Source organism: Streptomyces sp. NPDC001933 (genome assembly GCF_042890955.1).
Classification (GTDB): Bacteria; Actinomycetota; Actinomycetes; order Streptomycetales; family Streptomycetaceae; genus Streptomyces.
This window is the reverse complement of sequence record NZ_JBIASS010000013.1, coordinates 23,971-41,578: the sequence shown is the minus strand read 5'-3', so window position 1 is coordinate 41,578 and position 17,608 is coordinate 23,971. Positions and strand designations below refer to the sequence as shown.

18 protein-coding genes are annotated in these 17,608 nt (G+C 72.7%); 9 read left to right on the top strand and 9 right to left on the bottom strand.

The window, feature by feature from the left end; genetic code table 11:
* Positions 1-115 precede the first annotated feature (115 nt).
* From ACFYY7_RS28415 to ACFYY7_RS28405, 3 genes are all read left to right on the top strand, one after another.
* The gene (locus ACFYY7_RS28415; RefSeq protein ID WP_388665702.1) at positions 116-952 is read left to right on the top strand and encodes a DeoR/GlpR family DNA-binding transcription regulator; all 837 of its coding nucleotides are present in this window, start codon (positions 116-118) and stop codon (positions 950-952) included.
* A gap of 71 nt (positions 953-1,023) precedes the next feature.
* Positions 1,024-1,473 (top strand): SRPBCC family protein, encoded by a 450-nt coding sequence (locus ACFYY7_RS28410; RefSeq protein ID WP_388665700.1) that lies wholly within the window; start codon positions 1,024-1,026, stop codon positions 1,471-1,473.
* Between the two features lie 127 nt (positions 1,474-1,600).
* Positions 1,601-2,080, top strand: a complete 480-nt coding sequence (locus tag ACFYY7_RS28405) for an SRPBCC family protein (protein WP_388665698.1) — start codon at positions 1,601-1,603, stop codon at positions 2,078-2,080.
* A 49-nt stretch (positions 2,081-2,129) separates the two neighbouring features.
* Here ACFYY7_RS28405 and ACFYY7_RS28400 read toward each other — a convergent pair whose 3' ends face one another.
* On the bottom strand, positions 2,130-3,260 hold the full coding sequence (locus ACFYY7_RS28400) for a PLP-dependent cysteine synthase family protein (protein WP_266737277.1): 1,131 nt from the start codon (positions 3,258-3,260) through the stop codon (positions 2,130-2,132).
* A 205-nt stretch (positions 3,261-3,465) separates the two neighbouring features.
* On the opposite strand from ACFYY7_RS28400, the gene ACFYY7_RS28395 reads away from it, so the two are divergent.
* Positions 3,466-3,783 (top strand): hypothetical protein, encoded by a 318-nt coding sequence (locus ACFYY7_RS28395; protein WP_388665696.1) that lies wholly within the window; start codon positions 3,466-3,468, stop codon positions 3,781-3,783.
* 186 nt (positions 3,784-3,969) lie between these two features.
* A complete protein-coding gene (locus ACFYY7_RS28390) occupies positions 3,970-4,491 on the top strand; it encodes an ATP-binding protein (RefSeq protein ID WP_388665694.1) in 522 nt (173 codons plus the stop codon).
* 84 nt (positions 4,492-4,575) lie between these two features.
* On the opposite strand, the gene ACFYY7_RS28385 is transcribed toward ACFYY7_RS28390, so the two are convergent.
* From ACFYY7_RS28385 to ACFYY7_RS28370, 4 genes are all read right to left on the bottom strand, one after another.
* Complete coding sequence (locus tag ACFYY7_RS28385; protein WP_388665693.1) at positions 4,576-7,140, bottom strand: ABC transporter permease; 2,565 nt, start codon at positions 7,138-7,140, stop codon at positions 4,576-4,578.
* Positions 7,141-7,144: 4 nt separating this feature from the next.
* Positions 7,145-7,939, bottom strand: coding sequence for an ABC transporter ATP-binding protein (locus tag ACFYY7_RS28380; RefSeq protein WP_388665691.1), 795 nt, complete (start codon positions 7,937-7,939; stop codon positions 7,145-7,147).
* A complete protein-coding gene (locus ACFYY7_RS28375; RefSeq protein ID WP_388665689.1) occupies positions 7,936-8,226 on the bottom strand; it encodes an SHOCT domain-containing protein in 291 nt (96 codons plus the stop codon). Before ACFYY7_RS28375 ends, ACFYY7_RS28380 begins: the two co-directional genes overlap by 4 nt.
* Before the next feature lie 454 nt (positions 8,227-8,680).
* Positions 8,681-9,895, bottom strand: coding sequence for an ROK family protein (locus tag ACFYY7_RS28370; protein ID WP_388665687.1), 1,215 nt, complete (start codon positions 9,893-9,895; stop codon positions 8,681-8,683).
* A gap of 108 nt (positions 9,896-10,003) precedes the next feature.
* On the opposite strand from ACFYY7_RS28370, the gene ACFYY7_RS28365 reads away from it, so the two are divergent.
* Both ACFYY7_RS28365 and ACFYY7_RS28360 read left to right on the top strand, forming a co-directional pair.
* Entirely contained in the window at positions 10,004-11,227 is a 1,224-nt protein-coding gene (locus ACFYY7_RS28365) for an MFS transporter (protein WP_388665685.1), read from the top strand.
* A 43-nt stretch (positions 11,228-11,270) separates the two neighbouring features.
* The gene (locus ACFYY7_RS28360; protein ID WP_388665683.1) at positions 11,271-12,068 is read left to right on the top strand and encodes a maleylpyruvate isomerase family mycothiol-dependent enzyme; all 798 of its coding nucleotides are present in this window, start codon (positions 11,271-11,273) and stop codon (positions 12,066-12,068) included.
* Between the two features lie 111 nt (positions 12,069-12,179).
* Here ACFYY7_RS28360 and ACFYY7_RS28355 read toward each other — a convergent pair whose 3' ends face one another.
* Positions 12,180-12,581 carry a MarR family winged helix-turn-helix transcriptional regulator gene (locus ACFYY7_RS28355; protein WP_266735018.1) on the bottom strand — a complete coding sequence of 134 codons (402 nt, stop codon included), beginning with the start codon at positions 12,579-12,581 and terminating at the stop codon, positions 12,180-12,182.
* Positions 12,582-12,668: 87 nt separating this feature from the next.
* Between ACFYY7_RS28355 and ACFYY7_RS28350 the strand changes: the two genes are divergently transcribed.
* Positions 12,669-14,174, top strand: a complete 1,506-nt coding sequence (locus ACFYY7_RS28350; protein WP_388665681.1) for an MFS transporter — start codon at positions 12,669-12,671, stop codon at positions 14,172-14,174.
* 99 nt (positions 14,175-14,273) lie between these two features.
* Here the strand turns inward: ACFYY7_RS28350 and ACFYY7_RS28345 are convergent, their stop codons facing one another.
* From ACFYY7_RS28345 to ACFYY7_RS28335, 3 genes are all read right to left on the bottom strand, one after another.
* Positions 14,274-14,939 (bottom strand): response regulator, encoded by a 666-nt coding sequence (locus tag ACFYY7_RS28345; RefSeq protein WP_388665680.1) that lies wholly within the window; start codon positions 14,937-14,939, stop codon positions 14,274-14,276.
* The gene (locus tag ACFYY7_RS28340; RefSeq protein WP_388665678.1) at positions 14,936-16,198 is read right to left on the bottom strand and encodes a sensor histidine kinase; all 1,263 of its coding nucleotides are present in this window, start codon (positions 16,196-16,198) and stop codon (positions 14,936-14,938) included. Before ACFYY7_RS28340 ends, ACFYY7_RS28345 begins: the two co-directional genes overlap by 4 nt.
* A 94-nt stretch (positions 16,199-16,292) precedes the next feature.
* On the bottom strand, positions 16,293-17,000 hold the full coding sequence (locus ACFYY7_RS28335) for a TetR/AcrR family transcriptional regulator (RefSeq protein ID WP_388665676.1): 708 nt from the start codon (positions 16,998-17,000) through the stop codon (positions 16,293-16,295).
* A gap of 128 nt (positions 17,001-17,128) precedes the next feature.
* Between ACFYY7_RS28335 and ACFYY7_RS28330 the strand changes: the two genes are divergently transcribed.
* Positions 17,129-17,581 carry a nitroreductase family deazaflavin-dependent oxidoreductase gene (locus ACFYY7_RS28330; protein WP_388665674.1) on the top strand — a complete coding sequence of 151 codons (453 nt, stop codon included), beginning with the start codon at positions 17,129-17,131 and terminating at the stop codon, positions 17,579-17,581.
* Positions 17,582-17,608: the final 27 nt, after the last annotated feature.

Here is a 17,608-nt window from a genome sequence, read left to right as displayed (position 1 = left end):
TGGCCGCACCGCTCTCACCGAATCTCCCCAGTGCGGCGGCCGGCGACACCGCGTGGCAGGATGACCCCGTTCGAAGAGACTGCTGCACGGCCATCGGGAAGGACCGGACCCGGCGTTGAGCGACAATCAGAACCTGCTCGCGGAGCAGCGGCGTGCCCTGATCCTCGACGAGGTGCGCAGGCGCGGCGGGGTCCGGGTCAATGAGCTGACCCGCAAGCTGAATGTCTCCGACATGACGGTGCGCCGGGATCTGGACGCGCTGGCCCGCCAGGGGGTCATCGAGAAGGTGCACGGCGGGGCCGTGCCGGTGGTCGAGGCCAGTACGCACGAGCCCGGCTTCGAGGCCAAGTCGGCGCTGGAGCTGACCGCCAAGGAGGACATCGCGCGGGCGGCGGCGGCCATGGCGGTGCCCGGCAGCGCGATCGCGCTCTCCGGCGGCACGACGACGTACGCGCTCGCCCAGCAGTTGCTGGACGTACCGGATCTGACGGTGGTGACCAACTCGGTGCGGGTCGCCGATGTCTTCCACACCGCGCAACGGTCGGGGGGCGCGGCGGGGACCCGGCCCGGGGCCGCCACGGTGGTGCTGACCGGCGGGGTGCGGACCCCTTCGGACTCGCTGGTCGGTCCGGTCGCCGATCAGGCGATCGCCTCCCTCCACTTCGATGTGCTGTTCCTCGGCGTGCACGGGATCTCGGTGGAGGCCGGTCTCTCGACGCCGAATCTGGCGGAGGCCGAGACCAATCGCCGTTTCGTCCAGTCGGCGCGGCGGGTGGTGGTGGTCGCCGACCACACCAAGTGGGGCACGGTCGGCCTTAGTTCGTTCGCTTCGCTGGACCAGGTGGACACCTTCGTGACGGACGCGGGGCTGTCGGCCGCCGCCCGTGCGGAGATCGAGGAGCATCTGCCGGGGCTGGTGGTGACCGGCCCGGTCGCGGAGGGCGGCTCCTGAGCTGCTGTCTGGCCCTGGGCGGATTCCGCTCGGCTCGCGCCGGGCGGTGTCCGGGCCCTTAGGATCGTGCTGTGGCCGTCTTCCGGATCGAGCGCTTCACCTCCTTGCCCGCCGCCGAGTCCTGGCGCCGGGTGACGGACTGGGAACGGCACGCGGCGCGCGTACCGCTGACCACGATCACCGTCCCCACGGGGCTGCCGACCGGTGTCGGAACCGTTTTCGTGGCGCGTACGGGCGTGGGGCCGCTGGGGTTCGACGACCCGATGGAAGTGGTGCGGTGGACACCGCCCGCAGCCGGGCGCGCGGGGCTGTGCCGACTGGAGAAGCGCGGTTCGCTGGTGCGGGGCCGGGCGTCGATCGATGTGTATCCGACGGATTCCGGTTCGCATGTGGTGTGGGTGGAGGAGCTGGGCGTGCGACTGCTGCCGGGGTGGTGCGATCCGCTGATCGCCGGGGCGGGCCGCCGGGTCTTCGGCCGGGTGCTCGACAGCATGCTGGACCGTCCGGCGCACCGTCCGTAGCGTGCGTCCGGGGCCGGCCCCGGACGCGCCGGGATACGGCGGCCGCACGGACCGCGACATCTGATGATGCGTCAGCTATGGTGTGGCGCGGCCCCGTCCGCCGCCGACCGCACGGGAGGTGCGTCCCATGCCACGCCGACTCCGTTCCGTGGAGCTCGAGTTCGTCGAATCCGCTCCGCTGCGGCTGGTCTTCGCCGCCGAGGTGTCCGCGGCCCCCGAGGAGGTCTACCGGGCGCTCGCCGACGATGTGCCGGGCTGGCCGGGCTGGTTCGCGGCGGTGACGTCCGCCCGGCCCACCGAGGACGGCGCGGGCCGCGAGGTCCGGCTCAAGGGCGGCTTCCTGATCCAGGAGACGATCATGGCGGCGGAGCCCGGCAAGCGGTACGCCTACCGGGCCGACCGGACCAACGCCCCCGGCATGCGGGCCCTGCTGGAGGAGTGGCGGCTCACCCCGGCCGGGACCGGGACGCTGGTGCAGTGGACGTTCGCCGCCGACGGTTCCGCACCGTTCCGGTTCACCCTGCGGCTGGCCCGGTCGGGGGTGGGCCGCTCCTTCCGGGACGCGGTCCGCGAGCTCGACCGGCGGCTGACCGGATCCGCGGCCTGAGACCCCGCGCAGCGCGCCCGCGCCCCGTTCCGGTGGTCGGGGCCGGTGGTCAGGGCCAGTTGCCGTCGGCCAGGAAGGAGTCGATGGTCGCCGTGTACGGGGCGATGTCCAGGCCCTGCGCGGCGAGCCAGCTGTCGGAGTAGTACTTGTCGAGGTAGCGGTCGCCCGGGTCACAGATAAGGGTGACGACGCTGCCCGTGCTGCCCTGCTCGACCATCTCGGCGACCAGTTTGAACGCGCTCCACAGCCCGGTGCCGGTGGAGCCGCCGGCCTTGCGGCCGATGGCCTGCTCCAGGGCGCGCACGGCCGCGACGCTGGCCGCGTCCGGCACCTTCATCATCCGGTCGATGGCCCCGGGCACGAAGCTCGGCTCCATCCGGGGCCTGCCGATGCCCTCGATCCGGGAGCCGCAGTCGCTGGTGGCCAGGGGATCGTGCCGGGTCCAGCCGTCGAAGAAGCAGGAGTTCTCCGGGTCGGGCACACAGATCAGGGTGTCGAACTGCATGTAGTGCACATAGCGGGCGATGGTCGCCGAGGTGCCGCCGGTGCCCGCCGTGGCGACGATCCACGTCGGCTCCGGATAGCGCTCCAGCCTCAGCTGCTGGTAGATCGACTCGGCGATGTTGTTGTTGCCGCGCCAGTCGGTGGCCCGCTCGGCGTAGGTGAACTGGTCCATGTAGTGGCCGCCGGTCTCCGCGGCGAGCCTGGCGGACTCCTCGTACATCTTCCGCGAGTCGTCGACGAAATGACATCGGCCGCCGTGGAATTCGATCAGCCGGCACTTCTCGGGGCTGGTGGTGCGGGGCATCACGGCGATGAACGGCACACCGATCAGCTTGGCGAAGTACGCCTCCGAGACGGCCGTCGAACCGCTGGACGCCTCGATCACCGGCTTGCCCGGCCGGATCCAGCCGTTGCAGAGCCCGTAGAGGAAGAGCGAGCGGGCCAGCCGGTGCTTGAGGCTGCCGGTGGGATGCGTCGACTCGTCCTTGAGGTAGAGGTCGATGCCCCACGCCTCGGGCAGCGGGAAGAGCAGCAGATGGGTGTCGGCGGAGCGGTTGGCGTCGGCCTGGACCTTGCGTACCGCCTCCTTCAGCCAGGCCCGGTACCCGGGGTCGGAGCGGTCGATGTCGATCGTCGCAGCGGCCCGCCCCTCGCCGCCGTGCTTCTCGGTGCCCATCATCGCGTTCCTCCTCGTGTCACCATCACTCCACCGACAACCGTATTCCCCCTACCTGCACAAATGTTCACTTTGATGGTCCATAGCCCTGCCTTGGCGTCGAGCGGCCCGGAGCCTTGGCACCGGACCGGCACGCGGCCTGGCGTGCCGGTCCAGGTTTGTGCAGACTTCCCATCAGAAGTGTCACGAAGGGGGCGAAGCAACCATGTCGGAAACGGAGTTCAGTGCGACGGGGGTACGGATCGAGCGGTGGGCCCGCTCGCTCACGAGGGCCGGGCAGGTGATCGTCAAGGACGGCAGACTGGCCCTGCTCACCAGCAACGGACGGGAGATCGACAGCGCCCCGGTGGTGACGGTGAGCGCGGGCAGGCCGTGGTTCGCCGGAACCGGCGCGGCCGTGGCCCGCCTCAACGGGACGCGGTACCGGCTGACGATGGGGCAGCGCAACCGCGGTCCGGACCGGGGCGGGCCAGCCCACCGCTTCCTCGAAACGCTGCGCAGCGCGGGCGGGCGGATGACCTGATACCGGCGGCCGCGCCCGGACATCGCGAGTTGCGGAGCCGTGACCCCTGGGCGACATTGGACACGTCACTCATGGTTCACCGGCGGTGACACTGCGATCCACACCGCCGGGCCCGGATCAGCGGCCGGCCGGTCGCGGGATCCGTTCCTCCGTCTTCTTCCGGACCTATTTCGGGGAGTCGCAGCCGTGATCAGCGAGCCAAGCAGGCACTGCACGGTGGAGCTCCAGGCCCTGCCGTCGCGGATCGGTCAGGTCCGCAGAATCATCTCGGCGCAGTTGCGCTACTGGCATCTCGATCCTCTGATCGACCAGGCCGCGCTCGGCGTCACCGAACTGCTGACCAATGTCCACCGGCATGCCCAGCCGGACAAATCATGCACCGTCGAGATCGAGCTGCTGCTCGAACGGCTGACGGTGTCCGTCCACGACCACGACCCACGGCTGCCGACCGTGCGTGAGCCCAGCGCGTCCAGTACCTCGGGGCGCGGGCTCGCACTGATCGCCGCGGTCAGCGAGAGCTGGGGGGTCCGTCCGAGGGGCGGGTCCGGAAAGATCGTCTGGTTCACCCTTCCGGCGCCTCCCCGGAGCGCCGTGCTCGCCCCGCATCCGGTGTACGGGGCCACCACCGACGGGCCGTTCCAGCTGGACTCCGTCATATACCTGGAGAGCGGCACGCCTTCCGCCGCACGGTCGGCGGTGTTCGGCTGACGTGCCGGGTCCGGACGGGGAAGACCGTGACGTGACGAGGAGGGGCGAGGCGCCGGACCGCGCCTCGCCCCTCATCGCTGCGCGCTACTGGGCGGCGATCGCGCGGAGCACGTTCAGCCGTGCGGCCCGGTGGGCCGGGCGCAGGCCCGCCGGCGCTCCGGCGGCGACCCCCACGAGGGCGACCACCAGGAGCCGCAGCGGCGGCAGGTCGAACGCGACGGCGGTGTCGCCCGCCGACGCCTCGACCAGCACCCAGCCGAGGAAGCCGCCGAGCAGCAGTCCGCCCGCCGTGCCGAAAGCGGCCACCAGTACGGACTCCCAGCGGACCATCGAGCGCAGCTGGCTCCGGGTCTGGCCCACGGCTCGCAACAGGCCCAGCTCCCTGGTGCGTTCGTGCAGGGCCAGGGTGAGCGTGTTGGCGATGCCCAGCAGGGCGATCAGTACGGCGAGTGCCAGCAGGGCGTAGACCAGGGTGAGCATCATGTCGATGGCGCCGGCCGAGGACCGCGCGTACTCGTCGCGGGTCTGTACCTCCGGGTTGCCGTACGCCGCCGCGGTCTTCGCGACCGCCGCCTTGCCGTCGGCGGTGGACACGCCGGGTGCGAAGGAGACGGCGATCAACGAGTCGGAGTCCTGTGCGCGGTGCGGGGCCCAGGCCTGACGGGTGATGACGTAGTCGCCCGCCAGTTCCGAGTGGTCGTAGACGGCGCGGACGGCGAAGTCGTGCTGCGTGCCGTCGGTGAAGCCGAGCCGGACCGAGGATCCGGGGCGCAGGTCGCGCTTGGCGGCCTCGGTGCCGGAGACGGCGATCCCGTCCGTGCCCAGCCCCGTCAGCGAGCCGTCGACCCGACCGAGGTCGAAGACCCTGCCGAGGGCTGCCGGGTCGGTGACGGTCAGGGCGCGTCCGGCGCCGTCGACCTCCGCGACCCCCTTGCCGAGGCCGACGGCGGTCGCGACCTGCGGCAGCCGGTCGACAGCCTGGGCGAGCCCGGGGCTGAGGCCGCTGCCGCCCGCGCCGAAGGCGGGCGCGCTGATGGCGACATCGCCCGCGAAGGAGCGGTCGACGGTCTGGTTCATCGTCGCCTTCAGCGATGCGCCGAAGACGGTGAAGAGGGAGACCACGGCGACGCCGATCATCAGCGCGGTCGCGGTGGAGGCGGTCCGCCGGGGGCTGCGCAGGGCGTTGCGCCGGGCGAGCCCGCCGGTGACGCCGCGCAGCCGGCCGAGCGGGGCGCCGAGGACCCGTACCGCGTACGTGGCGGCGACCGGTCCGAGAACCACGAACGCGGCGAACGCCGCCACCGCACCGGCCGCCGACAGCTGGACCGACGAGGTGGCCAGGGTGCCGGTCAGGATGGCGCCGACGGCGGCCACCAGCAGCACGAGTCCGGTCAGGGCCCTGGTCCGGGACGCCCCGGAGTCGTCGACGGCGCTCTCCCGCAGGGCGGCGAGCGGCGCGGTGCGGCCGGCCCGGACGGCGGGCAGCAGGGCCGAGCCGACGCAGACCAGGATGCCCACGGCGAGCGGCAGCAGCAGGGAGACGGCGCCGATCACCAGCGCGCCGTCGGGGAACGGGAAGCCGACGGCGGGGAAGAGGGCCCGCAGTCCGGCGGCGATGCCGATGCCACCGGCCAGGCCCGCGGCGGAGGCGATCACGGCGACCGCGGTCGCCTCGACGAGGGTCGCGGTGACGACCTGGCGGCGTGCGGCGCCCAGCGCGCGCAGCAGCGCGTTCTCCCTGGTCCGCTGGGCGACGACGATGGCGAAGGTGTTGTGGATGGAGAAGGTGGCGACGAGCAGCACGATCCCGGAGAACACCAGGAGCAGCGTGGTGAACAGGCCGAGGAAGGCGCCGGAGATCATGTCCCGGTTCTCGGCCGCGGCTGCCTGTCCGGTGACGGCCTCGACGTTGCCGGGCAGCACGGGCCGCAGTGCGTCGACCAGTTCCTGCTGGCTGGTGCCGGGTCCGGCGCGGACCAGGATCGCCGATGCCTCGCCCGGCTTCGGCGTCAGGTACTTCTCGGCGTCGGCCCGGGTCATGGCCGTGTAGGTGACCTGCCCCATGCCGTCCTGGCCGCCGAAGGTGGCCAGTCCGACGATCCTCACGTGTACGGGGTCGGGGGTGCGCAGCACGGTCGTGTCGCCGATCCTGAGCCCGCCCCGGTCGGCGGTGCCGCGGTTGACGACGACCTCGCCGGGGGAGGCTGGGGCGCGTCCGGCGGCGAGCCGGTACGGGTTGAGTTCCGGGTCGTCGATCCAGTTGCCCGCGAGGGTGGGCGGTCCCTGGCCGCCGATCGGCTTGCCGTCGGCGCCGACGAGCTGGCCGGCGCCCTGGATGTCGGGGGCCGCCGCGGCGACGCCGGGGGTCCGTTCGATCCGCTTCATCAGTGCGGTGCTCACCGGCTGCCGGGTGCCCCGGGCCTCACCGGCGACGGTGACCACGTCGGCGCCGCGCACGACGGCGTCGGTGCCGGCGTTGGCGACGGCGAACACGGTGTCGAAGTTGGCGCGCAGGGTGTCGCCCATGACGAGCGTCCCGGTGAGGAACGCGACGCCGAGCAGGACGGCGACGAACGTACCGGCGAAACGGCGCTTGTGGGCGCGGAGCGAGGAGATGCTCAGGCGTACCGAGGCCCGGGTGCTGTTCATGCCGTCACCGCCTGCGTGAGGGGTGGGGGGCGAAGGACTTGAAGCGGTCGAGCACGCGCTCCGCCGTGGGGTCGGGCATCCGGTCGACGAGCCGGCCGTCGGCGAGGAAGACGACTTCGTCGGCGTGGGCGGCGGCGACCGGGTCGTGGGTGACCATCACGACCGTACGGGCGGTCCGCCGGACGGTGCTGCCGAGCAGCCGGAGCACTTCCTGACCGGAGCGGGAGTCGAGGTTGCCGGTCGGTTCGTCGGCGAAGACGACGTCGGGACTGCCCGCGAAGGCCCGCGCCACCGCCACCCGCTGCTGCTGTCCGCCGGACAGCTCGCCGGGCCGGTGGTGCAGCCGGTCCCGGAGCCCGACGGTGTCGATGAGAGTGTCGAGCCACTCGGGGTCGGGCCGCTCCCCCGCGAGGTCCAGGGGGAGGGTGATGTTCTCGGCGACGGTGAGCGTCGGCAGCAGGTTGAAGGACTGGAAGACGAAGCCGATCCGGCTACGGCGGAGCAGGGTCATCCTGCGGTCGTCGAGCGCGCTGATGTCGGTCTCCCCGATGAAGGCGGAGCCCGAGGTGAGCGTGTCGAGTCCGGCGGCGCAGTGCATCAGGGTGGATTTGCCGGATCCGGAGGGCCCCATGATCGCGGTGAAGCGCCCGGCCGGGAAGTCGACGCTCACCCCGTCCAGTGCCCTGACCCGGGTGTCGCCCGCGCCGTAGAGCTTCACCGCGTCGACGACCCGGGCGGCGGGAGCGGGCGCGGCGGCGGGGGTGGGGGTGGGTTCGGAGGTGGGGACGGTGGTGGTCATGCCACGCCTCCCCTGCTGCCGCGGCCGAACTGTTCGTCCAGGACGGAGAGCCGGCGCCAGTACTCGTCCTCGTCGATCTCGCCGGCCGCGAAGCGCCCGCCGAGCAAGGTGATCGGCGACGGTTCGGCAGGTGCTTCCCGGGTGGTACGGGCCTGCCCGGGTCCTCGCCGGCCGCGCCACGCGGTACGGCGCAGCAGGGTGACGCCGCCGATGACGACGGCCGCCCAGAAGAGCGGGAAGAGGAGGATCCAGGGCCCGGGTCCACCGCTGTACGCCAGGGTGTTCATCTCGGTCGGCTCCCTCGGTTCAGGGGTTCGTGGTCAGGTTTTCCTGACGCTTCCGAGCCTCGCCGGAAGAGGCGTCCGAGTCGTCGTACGGCCAGCGGCCGTGCGCGTACCCCCTCGGGAGTACGTGGCGCCACCACGGCTGCTCCCGACAGTGACCGGGACCGCTGGACGAGCTGCGCGCACCGCTGGACGAGACGGTCCTCCGGCCGCGGTGGTAGGCACCGTGCGCGCGGTCCTGGGCGACGTCCCGGCCGCCGAACCGGGCGCCCGCGACGCACCCGGCCACCTCATCCCGCGCGGCCCGTCGCTTCCGCAACAGGAGCTGGACCAACCCGAACGGGCCCCGGGAGAAAGGGCGTTGGATGCGATCACGGCGACCGGCCCGGCTCGGGTGCTCGCGTGGCGGGTGCCTTCGGACGCGGCCGGCGGCCGAGGCCCGTACCGCCAGGCCCCGTCAGGCCAGCGCGGCCAGCGGGTCGTCCAGCACCGGCTGCCAGGCCAGTTCGGCCGCGCCCACCAGGCTGTTGTGGTTGAGCGTGCACGGCAGGATGGGGACGCTGCCGCTCCGTCCCCACAGGCTGCGGTCGGCGACCACCGCACGCAGCCGCTCCGGGTCCGCGTCGAGCAGGGCGCGGTGGAGTCCGCCGAGGATGATGCGGTCCGGGTTGAGGATGTTGACCAGGCCGGCCAGCCCGAGGCCGAGCCGGTCGATCAGCTCCTCGGCCGCGCCCCGTACCGCGGCGTCCTCGTACTCCGTGCGCAGCAGGTCGCCGGCCTGCTTGAGCAGCGACTCCTCCGGGCCGGGTTCGCGGCGGGCGGCGACGAGGAAGGCCAGCGGGTCGGTCTCGACGTCCAGGCAGCCGCGCCCGCCGCAGTGGCAGGGGCGCCCCTCGGGATTGACCGTGAGATGGCCCACCTCCAGCGCGAGTCCCGAACTCCCGGTGTGCAGGCGGCCGTCGAGGACGAGCGCGCCGCCCACTCCCCGGTGGCCGGTGGCCACGCAGAGCAGGTGCTGAGCGCCGCGGCCGGCGCCGTGCCGGTGTTCGGCGAGCGCGGCGAGGTTGACGTCGTTCCCGGTGAACGCCGGTCCGGGGATGCCCGCTCCGCGTACGCATTCGGCGAAGATCTCGCTCACCGGGGCGCCGGCCCGCCAGGCGATGTGCAGCGGGTTGAGCGCGGTGCCCTCCGGTTCGGCGACCGCCGACGGCACCGCGAGCCCAGCACCGACGCAGCGCAGTCCGCTGTCCCGCAGCAACCGGGCACAGTCGTCGACCACTTCGCCGATGACCTGGGCCGGGTCCGCGGTGACGTTGACGCGGCCGGGAGCGGTGGCCACCAGCCGCCCGCCGAGGCCGACGAGCGCGGCGCGGAATCCGTCGGCGTGCACCTGGGCGGCGATGGCGACGGGACCGGACTCCCGGACGGACAGCCGGTGCGAGGGGCGGCCCTGCGATCCGGCGGCGGAACCGGGCCGGGAGTCGACCCGGATCAGGCCGAGCGCCTCCAGTTCCGCGGCGACCGCACCGGCTGTCGCCCGGGTGACCCCGAGCTCGGAGGTGAGGACGGAGCGGGTGGGCGCACGTCCGGTGTGGACCAGTTCCAGCGCGGGTCCGAGCGCGCTGCGGCCCCTCTCCAACTTTGTCCGGGTGGTGGACACCTTGCCGTTCATGGGGGCGAGTCTCCCACGGTCCTGGGGTACGCCCGACGCCCCGGTGGCCCGGCTGCGCCCCTGCCGACCGTCTTGCGTCCATTGTCGCGGCGCCCCTATGCTTAGTTTGTGCCGCAATTAAACAAACTGCGGACGGCCCTACCGGGGGGACCGGGCGGAAACACCGCCGTACCTCCGTCGGCCCGCCTCCGTACCGCCCTGACCGTGTTCTTCGCCCTCGACGGCTTCCTCTTCGCCGGCTGGGTGGTCCGCATCCCGGCCATCAAGCACCAGACCGGCGCCTCCGCCGCCACCCTGGGCCTCGCGCTGCTCGGGGTCTCCGCCGGGGCCGTGGTGACCATGGTGTTCACCGGCCGGCTGTGCCGGCGCTTCGGCAGCCATCCGGTGACCGTGGCCTGCGGCGTCCTGCTCTCCCTCGCCATCGCCCTTCCCGCGCAGACGCGTTCGGCCCCGGCGCTCGGCATGGTCCTGCTGGTCTTCGGTGCCGCATACGGCGGGATGAACGTGGCGATGAACAGCGCCGCGGTCGATCTGGTCGCCGCGCTGAGGCGCCCCGTGATGCCCGGCTTCCACGCCGCCTTCAGCCTCGGCGGCATGGTCGGCGCCGGGCTCGGCGGGCTGGTCGCGGGCGGCCTCTCCCCCGCCACCCATCTCCTCGCCCTCACCGGGGCCGGGCTCCTGGTCACCGCGGTGGCCGGGCCTGTGCTGCTGCGTCGCCCGGCGCCCCGGCCCGCGGTCCGGGCACCGGGCGCCGAGGCGCCCCGGCGGCTGAGCGGGCGGGCCCGCCGACTGGTGCTCCTGTTCGGCCTGATCGCGCTCTGCACCGCCTACGGCGAAGGCGCCCTGGCCGACTGGGGCGCACTCCACCTGGAGCAGGACCTGCGGGCCCACCCCGGCGTCGCGGCCGCCGGTTACTCCTTGTTCGCGCTGGCCATGACGGCGGGCCGGCTCAGCGGCACGGCCCTGCTCGAACGGCTCGGCCAGACCCGCACCCTCGTCCTGGGCGGTGCGACGGCCACCGTCGGGATGCTGCTCGGTTCGCTCGCCCCCAGCACGTGGGCGGCCCTTCTGGGCTTCGCGGTCACCGGGCTCGGCCTGGCCAACATCTTCCCGGTCGCGGTCGGCCGGGCCGGTGAGCTGGCCGGGGCCGGCGGGGTGGCCGCCGCGTCGACGCTCGGCTACGGCGGGATGCTGCTCGGGCCGCCGGCGATCGGCTTCCTGACCGACTGGTTCTCGCTCCCGGTGGCCCTCACCACGGTGGCGCTGCTGGCCACCGCGGCCGCGGCGCTGGGGTACGGGGCACGCAACGCGACCCATGCGCCCGTGGCCTGATCCGGCGGGGACAGGAGCCCGGACCGCTGGCACAATCGAGGCCATGGAGATCGCGGACCACATCAAGTCCCTGGCCGTCGCAGGACAGTTGCTGGCGACCGCCGCGCAGGAGGCGGGGACCGGTACCCCGGTGCCGACCTGTCCTCAGTGGCGGGTGCGCGATCTGCTGCGGCACACCGGGATGGTGCACCGCTGGGCGACCGCGTTCGTCACCGAGGGCCACACCTCGTACCACCCCGACGGCGGGGAACCCGATCTGGACGGGCCGGAACTGATCGACTGGTTCCGCGAGGGCCACGGCCTCCTGGTGGACGCCCTGGACGCCGCGCCGGCCGGGCTGGAGTGCTGGAGCTTCCTGCCCGCGCCGTCGCCCCTGGCCTTCTGGGCCCGGCGCCAGGCGCACGAGACCACGATCCACCGAATGGACGCGGAGTCGGCCCTGGGCGGGCGGCCGTCGCCGGTCCCGGCCGCTCTCGCGGCGGACGGGATCGACGAGTTGCTGCTCGGGTTCCACGCCCGCCCGAAGAGCCTGGTACGCACCTCGGCGCCGCGCACCCTCCGGATGCGCGCCACGGACGCCGACGCCTACTGGACCGTACACCTCTCGCCGGAGCCGCCACGGGCCGTACGGACGGACGCAGCGCCCGAAGAGGGATCCGAAGCGGGGCTCGTGGACTGCGAGTTGACCGCTTCGGCCGAGGAGCTCTACCTGACGCTCTGGAACCGGCTGCCGCTCGCCGCGGTCACCGTGACGGGCGACCCGGAGCCCGCCCGGATCTGGCGCGAGAATTCCGCGATCAGCTGGTCCGGACCGCCGAGGACACCGGCGACCGGGGCGTAGCGGCGGCCGAGAACCCGCCCGGCGCAGCGGCCCGTTCCTTCGCCGCACCCACTCCCCCGGCACGTTCTTTCGCCATACCCGCTGCTCCCCGGGAAGGATCCGGCGCCGCGCTCACTCCCCCGGCCCGTCGAGCATCCGGGCGAGCACCGACCTCTGCAGGGGCTTCACCTCGGCGTGGCGCTCCCGGCCCTTCGCCGTCAGCTCCACCTGGACACCCCGGCGGTCCTCGCTGCACATCCCCCGGCGCACCAGGTCGTCCTTCTCCAGCCGTGCCACCAGGCGGGACAGCGCGCTCTGGCTGAGGTGGACCCGGGAGGCCAGCTCCTGCATGCGATAGGCGCAGCCGCCCTCTTCGGACGCCCCCTCCGCCAGTACGTCGAGCACCTCGAAATCGCTGGCGCCGAGGCCGTGCCGGTGCAGCTCGCGGTCGAGCTCGCAGAGAGTCCTGGCGTGCAGCGCGAGGATGTCCCGCCACTCGTCCACGAGCACCCGCTCGGACTTGTTCGCTGCCATGACCGCACGTTAGCAGAGACGACACCCTTTGTTGCATCGTCATTAAATGCACTTGCATTCAATGCATGTGCATGTACTGTGCTGCGCATGACCACTCCGCTCAACGTCCCCGATTCCCATGCGCGTTGGAGCCCGCGCCTGTGGGGCACGCTCCTCGTGCTCTGCGCCGCGATGTTCCTGGACGCCCTCGACGTCTCCATGGTCGGCGTCGCGCTGCCGTCCATCGCCGATGATCTCGGACTGACCACTTCGACCCTCCAGTGGATCGTCAGCGGCTACATCCTCGGCTACGGCGGCCTGCTGCTCCTCGGTGGCCGGGCGGCCGATCTGCTGGGCAGGCGCCAGGTCTTCCTCGTCGCGCTCGGCGTCTTCGCCCTCGCCTCGCTGCTCGGCGGTTTCGTCGACTCCGGACCGCTGCTGATCGCCAGCCGTTTCATCAAGGGACTGAGCGCCGCCTTCACCGCACCGGCCGGGCTCTCGATCATCACCACCACGTTCAAGGAGGGCCCGCAGCGCAATCGCGCCCTGTCCATCTACACCACCTGCGCGGCCACCGGTTTCTCCATGGGCCTGGTCCTCTCGGGCCTGCTCACCCAGCTGTCCTGGCGGTGGACGATGCTGCTGCCCGCCCCGATCGCCCTGATCGCCCTGGTCGCGGGTCTCAAGCTGATCCCGCACAGCGAGCGCGAGGACACCCACCGCGGCTACGACCTGCCGGGCGCCGTCACCGGCACGGGCGCGATGCTGCTGCTGGTGTTCACGGTCGTGCAGGCGCCCGAGGCCGGCTGGACCTCCACCCGCACCCTGCTGTCGTTCCTCGCCGTCGCCGTACTGCTCACCGTCTTCGTCACCATCGAGCGGCGCACCGCGAACCCGCTGATCCGCCTCGGGGTGCTGCGCTCCGGGACCCAGGTCAGGGCGCAACTGGGCGCCGCGGCTTTCTTCGGGAGTTACGTGGGCTTCCAGTTCCTGGTCACCCAGTACATGCAGTCGCTGCTCGGCTGGTCCGCGCTGGAGACCGCGCTGGCCTTCCTGCCCGCTGGGGTGCTGGTCGCCCTCTCCTCCACGAAGATCGGTGATGTGGTGGACCGGTTCGGGACACCGCGCGTCATCGCCACCGGATTCACCTTTCTCGTCATCGGCTACGCGCTCTTCCTGCGGATCACCCTCACCCCGTCGTACGCCGTGGTGATCCTGCCGTCCATGCTGCTGCTCGGCGCGGCCTGCGCGCTGACCTTCCCCTCGCTCAACATCCAGGCCACCAACAGGGTGGACGACGACGAGCAGGGCATGGTGTCGGGCCTGCTGAACACCTCGATCCAGGTCGGCGGGGCGATCTTCCTGGCAGTCGTGACCGCGGTGATCACGGCGCACGGCAGCGGTGACGGTTCGCGCCAGGCGGTCCTGGACAGCTACCGGCCCGGCCTGGCCGTGGTGACCGCGGTCGCGTTCGCCGGTCTGCTGATCACGCTCACCGGCCTGCGACGCCGAAGGCCCGTACAGCACACCGTGCTGGTCGCGTCGTCGGAGACGGACCGCGCGGCCGGGGCCGGGACGACGGCCCCCGCGCAGAAGGTGTCCGTGCGGGACTGACCACCTGGCGAGGGGGACGGTGCGGTGTCCGGCCGGGGCGGTTGCCCGTCGGCCGGGCACCGCGCCGGTGTGCTGCCGCGAGCGCCGTTCGCGCCCGGCTCAGCCGAGCCAGCCCGGCCGCACCAGCCCCGACTCGTAGGCGAGCACGACGAGCTGGGCCCGGTCGCGGGCGCCCAGCTTCACCATGGTGCGGCTGACGTGGGTCTTGGCGGTGAGGGGGCTGACGACGAGGCGCCGGGCGATTTCCTCGTTGGAGAGCCCAATGCCGACGAGCGCCATCACCTCCCGCTCCCGTTCGGTGAGTTCGCCCAGTCCGGCCGATGCCGCGGGTTCCTTGGAACGGGCCGCGAACTCGGCGATCAGGCGCCGGGTGACCCCCGGCGAGAGCAGCGCGTCGCCGCCCACCACCGCCCGTACGGCGCGAAGCAGTTCGTCCGGTTCGGTGTCCTTGACGAGGAAGCCGGAGGCCCCGGACCGGATCGCCTCGAAGACGTACTCGTCGAGCTCGAAGGTGGTGAGCATGACCACCCGGACCTCGTCCAGCCGGGCGTCCCCGGTGATGGCGCGGGTCGCGGCGAGGCCGTCCAGATGCGGCATCCGGATGTCCATCAGCACGATGTCGGGCCGCAGTTCACCCACCAGGCGCACGGCTTCCGCGCCGTCGGCGGCCTCCCCGGCCACCTCGATGTCGGGCTGGGCGTCGAGCAGGGCCCGGAAGCCCGCCCGGACCAGCGACTGGTCGTCGGCGAGCAGTACGCGGATCACGGTGTCTCCTCCTCGTGTGCCGCCGTGCCGGACGCACCGGACGGCAGCGGAAGCTCGGCGCGCACCCGGAAGCCGCCGTCGGCCCGGGGGCCCGCCTCGATCGTGCCACCGAGCGCGGCGGCCCGCTCCCGCATTCCCGCCAGCCCGTTGCCGCTGCCTCCGGCGTCGCCGCCGGTGGCGGGTCCTTCGTCGTCGATACGGAGCAGGATGCGGCCGGGCCCGTAGCCGATCCGGACCCGCGCGGTACGCGATCCGGAGTGCCGGACCACGTTGGTCAGCGCCTCCTGCACGATACGGAAGGCGGCGAGGTCCGCGCCGGGCGGCACGGCCGGCCGTTCGCCCTCGGTCTCGACGGTGACGGTCAGTCCGGTGCTCGCCGCCTGTTCGACGAGTTCGGGGAGCCGGTCGAGTCCGGGGGCCGGGGCCCTGGGGGCGTCTCCGGGGGTGCGCAGGGTGTCGAGTACCTGACGCACCTCGCCCAGCGCCTCCTTGCTGGCGGCCTTGATGGTGGTCAGCGCCGTACGCGCCTGCTCGGGATCGGAGTCCAGCAGCGCGAGTCCCACGCTCGACTGGACGTTGATGACGGAGATGCTGTGGGCCAGGACGTCATGGAGTTCGCGCGCCATCCGCAGCCGTTCCTCATCGGCCCGGCGCTGCTCCGCCGCCTCCCGTTCCGCCTGCCGGTCCGCCCACTGCTCACGGCGTACGCGTACGAACTCGGCGGCGGCGATGATGGCCACCACCCAGGCGGCGATGCCCAGTTCCTGTCCCCAGGCGGCGGGACGGTCGTCCGAGGGCGGCAGCCACCGGTAGAGCCAGTGCGCCACCAGGACGTGTCCCAGCCACACCATGCCGACGGCCGACCAGGCGGCCCGCCGGTGCCCCGAGACGACGGCGCTGAAGCAGCCCACGGCGACGGCCAGGAAGACCGGCCCGTACGGATATCCGGCCACCAGATAGATCATCGCCGCGGCCGAGCTGCCGAAGACGGCCACCACGGGGTGGCGGTGGCGCACCAGGAGCACGGCCACGGCCAGGAAGAGCAGCAGCCGCGCGAAGAGGTCCAGCGGGGCCCGCTCGTCCATCTGCCCCCGGGCCGCGATGGTCGAGCCGATCATGACGACGGCACCGATCAGGATCGTCGAGGGCCAGGCCAGCCGGGTGGTGGACCACCCCGGCGCCCCGGTCAGCCACCGCGGCGGCTCGCCGTGCGCCCAGGGGGGACCACCGCCGCTTCCGTGTGAGCGCTGCTCTTCCATGCCGGCCACGCTAGACCGCGGGCCGCGCCCGGGGCGTCAGCCGGGCGTGGTGCTCACCCGTACTCCCCGGGGAGTACGTCGTACGGGAGAGCCCTCAGCCGTTCCCGCCGGCGGGCAGGCCGACCGAGCGGGCCATCTCGGTGACCGCTTCCCGGAAGAAGACGTCCCGGGCCTCCACCACCCGGTTGAACTGGCCGAAGATCTCGAAGGAGATCAGCCCGAACAGCTGCGCCCAGGCGGCGATCAGCGGGGTGGCGGCCTCCGGGGGAAGGTCCGGAGCGAACTCGCTGACCATCCGCGCGGCCTCGTCACGCAGATCGTCGGCGAGCGGCGGCAGGGCCAGGCCGTCCGCGCGGTGGGCGTCCGCGACCACGGCGATCAGGACGAGGCCGACGCGGGAGGCGGGGCCGATCGTCGCCTGCGGTGCGGTGTAGCCGGGCACGGGCGAGCCGTAGATCAGGGCGTATTCGTGGGGGTGGGCGAGGGCCCAGTCGCGCACGGCCCGGGTGACCGCGATCCAGCGGGCGAGGTGGGTGGCGGCCTCGGCGCCGGCGGCCCGGTGGGCGGCCTCGGCGGCCGCGCCGACGGAGTCGTACGCGTCGACGATCAGGGCCGTGAGCAGCTCGTCCCGGCTGGGGAAGTAGCGGTAGAGGGCGGAGGACGCCATGCCGAGCTCCCGTGCGACGGCGCGCAGCGACAGCTTCGCGGCACCCTCGGCCGCGAGCTGTTTCCTCGCCTCGTCCTTGATGGCGGCGGTGACCTCGATACGGGCCCGTTCCCTGGCTCCTCGGACAGTGCTCATGGACAGCAGTCTGCCACGGAAGCAGAGCACCGACCAATAACGAGAGCAGTGCTCTTGCTTTTGAGCACCCATCCCGTGCACACTGATCTCAAGCGAGAGCACCGCTCTCAAAACCTTGGGGAGTCACCATGTCTCAGCCGTACTACCTCCGCGGCAGCACCCTCAACGTCCGGATGAACGGCATAGTCGGCTGGCTCGCCCGGCACGGCGTCAGCATGCTCGGGTCGGCCGAGATGTCGGTGCGCGGCCGCAAGAGCGGGCAGCTGCAGCGCATACCCGTGAACCCCCACACCCATGAGGGCGCGCAGTACCTCGTCTCCGCCCGGGGCCACTCCCAGTGGGTGCGCAACATGCGGGCCGCGGGCGGCGGCGAGCTGCGGGTGGGCCGGAAGGTCCGGGCCTTCACCGCCGTGGAGATCCCGGACGACGAGCAGAAGTCGCTGGTCATCCGCACCTACCTGGAGCGGTGGGGCTGGGAGGTCAACGACTACTTCCAGGGCATCACCGCGAAGTCCTCGGACGCCGAACTGCTGGCGGCCTGCCCGGACCACCCCGTCTTCCGGATCGCCGTGGAGCGCTGACCGTGCGTCCGGCGCCGCCCGGCGTAC

Bases quoted from the DNA above. Each gene is read 5' to 3' on its own strand.
- ACFYY7_RS28405 (WP_388665698.1), top strand. From the start codon at position 1,601: ATGCCACGCCGACTCCGTTCCGTGGAGCTCGAGTTCGTCGAATCCGCT.
- ACFYY7_RS28400 (WP_266737277.1), bottom strand. From the start codon at position 3,260: ATGGGCACCGAGAAGCACGGCGGCGAGGGGCGGGCCGCTGCGACGATC.
- ACFYY7_RS28395 (WP_388665696.1), top strand. From the start codon at position 3,466: ATGTCGGAAACGGAGTTCAGTGCGACGGGGGTACGGATCGAGCGGTGG.
- ACFYY7_RS28385 (WP_388665693.1), bottom strand. From the start codon at position 7,140: ATGAACAGCACCCGGGCCTCGGTACGCCTGAGCATCTCCTCGCTCCGC.
- ACFYY7_RS28380 (WP_388665691.1), bottom strand. From the start codon at position 7,939: ATGACCACCACCGTCCCCACCTCCGAACCCACCCCCACCCCCGCCGCC.
- ACFYY7_RS28375 (WP_388665689.1), bottom strand. From the start codon at position 8,226: ATGAACACCCTGGCGTACAGCGGTGGACCCGGGCCCTGGATCCTCCTC.
- ACFYY7_RS28370 (WP_388665687.1), bottom strand. From the start codon at position 9,895: ATGAACGGCAAGGTGTCCACCACCCGGACAAAGTTGGAGAGGGGCCGC.
- ACFYY7_RS28360 (WP_388665683.1), top strand. From the start codon at position 11,271: ATGGAGATCGCGGACCACATCAAGTCCCTGGCCGTCGCAGGACAGTTG.
- ACFYY7_RS28355 (WP_266735018.1), bottom strand. From the start codon at position 12,581: ATGGCAGCGAACAAGTCCGAGCGGGTGCTCGTGGACGAGTGGCGGGAC.
- ACFYY7_RS28350 (WP_388665681.1), top strand. From the start codon at position 12,669: ATGACCACTCCGCTCAACGTCCCCGATTCCCATGCGCGTTGGAGCCCG.
- ACFYY7_RS28340 (WP_388665678.1), bottom strand. From the start codon at position 16,198: ATGGAAGAGCAGCGCTCACACGGAAGCGGCGGTGGTCCCCCCTGGGCG.
- ACFYY7_RS28335 (WP_388665676.1), bottom strand. From the start codon at position 17,000: ATGAGCACTGTCCGAGGAGCCAGGGAACGGGCCCGTATCGAGGTCACC.
- ACFYY7_RS28330 (WP_388665674.1), top strand. From the start codon at position 17,129: ATGTCTCAGCCGTACTACCTCCGCGGCAGCACCCTCAACGTCCGGATG.